This window comes from Serratia sp. 506_PEND, from assembly GCF_001076875.1.
Lineage (GTDB): Bacteria > Pseudomonadota > Gammaproteobacteria > Enterobacterales > Enterobacteriaceae > Serratia > Serratia marcescens.
This window is the reverse complement of the sequence record NZ_JVEL01000244.1, coordinates 1-3,940: the sequence shown is the minus strand read 5'-3', so window position 1 is coordinate 3,940 and position 3,940 is coordinate 1. Positions and strand designations below refer to the sequence as shown.

At 60.7% G+C, this 3,940-nt stretch carries 2 protein-coding genes; both read left to right on the top strand.

All coding sequences use genetic code 11. From position 1 onward, the window contains the following. A partial coding sequence (locus ADK28_RS06320; protein WP_048795197.1) for a PEP-utilizing enzyme occupies window positions 1-1,822 on the top strand: 1,822 nt, incomplete at its 5' end. Window positions 1,823-1,992: 170 nt separating this feature from the next. Continuing rightward, window positions 1,993-3,940 (top strand): hypothetical protein (locus tag ADK28_RS06315; protein ID WP_048795196.1); only part of this gene is annotated, 1,948 nt, incomplete at its 3' end.

The following is a 3,940-nucleotide window of genomic DNA, read 5'->3' as shown; positions in this document are numbered from 1 at the left end:
GGCGGTGAAAGACGATCGCGTGTGGCTCCTGCAGGCGCGGCCGATCACCACGCAGGCCAAACCGGTTCAGATGCTTTACGCCAACCCGTGGGAAAGCGATCCGACGATCAAGGAACGGGCCTTTTTCTCCCGAATGGACACCGGCGAGATCGTCACCGGCTTGATGACGCCGCTGGGGCTGTCGTTTTGCCAGTTCTACCAAAAGCATATTCATGGCCCGGCGATCAAAACCATGGGGCTGGCGGATATCGGCGATTGGCAGATTTATATGGGGTATTTGCAAGGCTACGTCTATCTGAATATCTCCGGATCGGCCTACATGCTCCGCCAATGCCCGCCCACCCGCGACGAAATGAAGTTCACGACCCGCTACGCCACCGCCGATATCGATTTCAGCGGGTACAAAAACCCCTATGGCCCCGGCGTACAGGGATGGGCTTATCTCAAGAGCGCCTGGCATTGGCTGAAACAGCAGAGGCATAACCTGCGCAGCGCCGGCGCGACCGTCGATGCCATGATCGCCCTGCGCCAGCGCGAGACGCGCCGCTTTCTGGCGCTGGATCTGACGACCATGACACATCAGGAACTGGAGCGAGAACTCAGCCGCATCGACGGTTACTTCCTCGACAGCTGCGCCGCCTATATGCCCTTCTTCCTTCAGTCGTTCGCGCTCTACGATGCGCTGGCGCTGACCTGCGAACGTTATCTCAAAGGCCGCGGCAACGGATTGCAAAATCGCATCAAGGCGTCGATGAACAACCTGCGCACCATCGAAGTCACGCTGGGCATTCTCAGCCTGGTGGATACGGTCAATCGTCAACCGGCGTTGAAGGCCCTGTTCGAGCGACACAGCGCACAGGAACTGGTCACCGTCCTGCCCACCGATCCCGAATCGCGCGCCTTCTGGCAAAGCGACTTCAGCGCCTTCCTGTTCGAGTTCGGCGCCCGTGGCCGCCAGGAGTTCGAATTGAGTCTTCCGCGCTGGAACGACGATCCCAGCTACCTGCTGCAAGTGATGAAAATGTATCTGCAACATCCGGTGGATCTGCACACGAAACTGCGGGAAACAGAGCGGCTGCGCCATGAAGACAGCGCGGCGCTGCTTAAAGCGATGCCCTGGTTTGGCCGGATGAAGCTGAAGTTCATCACCAAACTGTATGGCGTGATGGCCGAACGCCGCGAAGCGACCCGGCCAACCTTCGTCACCGAAACCTGGTTCTACCGCCGCATCATGTTGGAAGTGCTGCGGCGCCTGGAGGCGCAAGGCCTGGTCAAATCGGCCGATCTGCCCTATGTGGACTTCGAGCGCTTCCGCGCGTTTATGGCGGGGGAACAGTCGGCGCAGGAAGCGTTCGCCGCCGATCTGATCGAGCGCAATCGCCACCAGCATCTGCTGAACCTGCATGCGGAAGAGCCGCCGATGGCGATCGTCGGGGGGTATCAGCCCAGGATGAAAGCCCCCACGGCGGAAAACGCCGCCGGCATGCTGTCCGGCCTGGCGGCCAGCCCCGGCAAAGTGGTGGCGAAAGCGCGCGTCATCACCGATCTGCTGGCGCAGGCCGGCGAGCTGCAGCCCAACGAAATCCTGGTGGCGCGCTTTACCGACGCCAGCTGGACCCCGCTCTTCGCGCTGGCGGCGGGCATCGTCACCGATATCGGCTCTGCGCTGTCCCACAGCTGCATCGTCGCACGCGAATTCGGCATTCCCGCGGCGGTCAATCTCAAGAACGCCACCCAGTTGATCAACAGCGGCGACACCTTGATTCTCGACGGCGACAGCGGGACGGTCATTATTCAACGCGGAGAACGTGCCGATGGCTAGTCAGCACCACATCCGGCGAAGGTAAACCATCCGCCTGAACACAGCACAATTCAACGAAGGTGATGCGCGCGGCAACCGCCGCCTGCAGAGACCGTCGCGGGCTTTGTCGTGCCGAATTTGCCCGCCTGGCTGAAGCCGTCACTCCATTTTGGCTGCACAAGGAACTCATCATGACGACCCTGACAGGACAAGCAAGACTCACCAACTCCGCCGCCTACGAGCAAGTGTGGCAAGCGGAGCGCCAGGCCTGCCGCACCGACGCGGATCCCGACACCCTGACGGTCGGCGTGGTGGTGGTGACGCGCAACCCGGCGTTTTTCCAAATCGGGCTTAGCGTACTGAACGATATCCGCGATTATGTTTTCAACCGCGTGCATATCCAGTCCGAGATGCCGCTGAAACTGTTGGATCTGGCGGCGGACTCGCTTTATCTGGCCGCGCGCGAAAAGGCGCTGCACTTTCTCAAAGGCCAAAACAAGGCTATCAACGTTCGCATCATCCAATGCGCCAGCCTGGCCGAGGCCACCGGCAAGATCATCTATACGCATGCGCTGGAACAGCGTCCCGAATTTCATTTGGGCATGCTGTTCTACGATCAGACCACGCCGGCCGGCGTCGATGACAGCATCGAACAGATCGATCGCGATCTGGACGCCTTTTACAGCGCCTTGCAGCGCAGCGGCATTCCCGCGTTTTACACCACCTTCTCCACCGTTGCGTTCATTCGCCAGCTGCGATCGCCCTTCCGCTACCTGCCGCAGCAATACCGCGAAATCGTGCGCAGCGAAGATCCGGCGATCTTCCAAACCGAGCTGTTGTGCCTGTGGATGGACTTCTTCGAGATGAACTACACCAACCGCCGGGTCAAGCCGATCGGCGCGCTGGCGCTGCACAACACACTGGGTGAGCAGCTGATTCAATTTTTCGAGCGTACCGCCGCCGAACGCTGGCTGGTGTCCTATTACACCGGGTCGATCATCTCCAATCTGATCGGCTATCTGGACCGGCATGCGGAGGCGCGCGGCGCGCTGATCCTGCGCGGCCCTAACGAACACGCCATCGCCTGCGGCGCCATGGCCAACTGGCAGCTGTATCGCATGCCGTTCCTCGGCGTAGTGACCTCCGGGATGATGGATGAATTCAAGGGCACGCTGGCCAACCTCAAGGAAACCGCCGCACAGGGCATCATCGTCGCGGCGGAAAACCGCGGCAATCAATGGTACAGCTTCCAGGGAACGCTGACGCCGACGGAGGACATGCGCGAAGTGCTTATCGCCCGCCGCATCCCGTTCGTTTATATCGATGACGTCGAAATGATCGGCGCCGGTTTGACGGAAGCCTTCCGCCTTTATCATCAAGGCCAGGGGCCAGTGGTGATTCTGGCGACGCAAAACGTGCTGGAGTCGACCCTGTCGCTGGAAGGCGCCGTCTGCGATCCCTCGCCGATCCCGGTTCTGTCGGCGGACGATCCGCTGCCGATGAGCGAAAGCCTGGCACAGGCGATAGCGCTGATCAACCGCGGGCCGGAACGGCTGGTGTGGCAGTTGGGCCCGGTCAGCGACGACGAATACGCCCTGATCCATGACATCGCCGACGCCGCCGGCATCGCCCTGGTGGACTCGTTGGCCCATCCCGGCTCGGCGCCGAAATATTATCAGGGCCGGCGCAATCCCCACTACCTGGGCACCCTGGCGATTTACGGCTATAGCCCGCGCGTCTACAACTTCCTGCACACCAATGACAAGCTCAACGCCATGAGCGAGCAGAGCCTGTTTATGATCAAAAGCCGCGTCGCTCAGATCACCACCCCCTTCTCCGACGGCAGGCTGGAGCGCAAGGTTCATCTGGTGCAGCTCACGCACGATGACCGCCATCTGTCGCCCTATGCCGATCTGCACCTGCACATGAACTGTCTGGCGTTCCTGCGCACGGTGAAAGCGCATCTCGACGTCGATCCGGCATTGCGGGAAAGACGCCGCGCGTTGATCGCCGCCTATCTCGATTCGCCTTCCGACGTGGTCAGCCAGCTTCCCAGTCTGCCCATGTCGGCCAACTACTTCTTCTGCCAGTTGAACCGAGTGATTGAAGAGTTGATCGAAACGGAGGGCTTCGATTTTA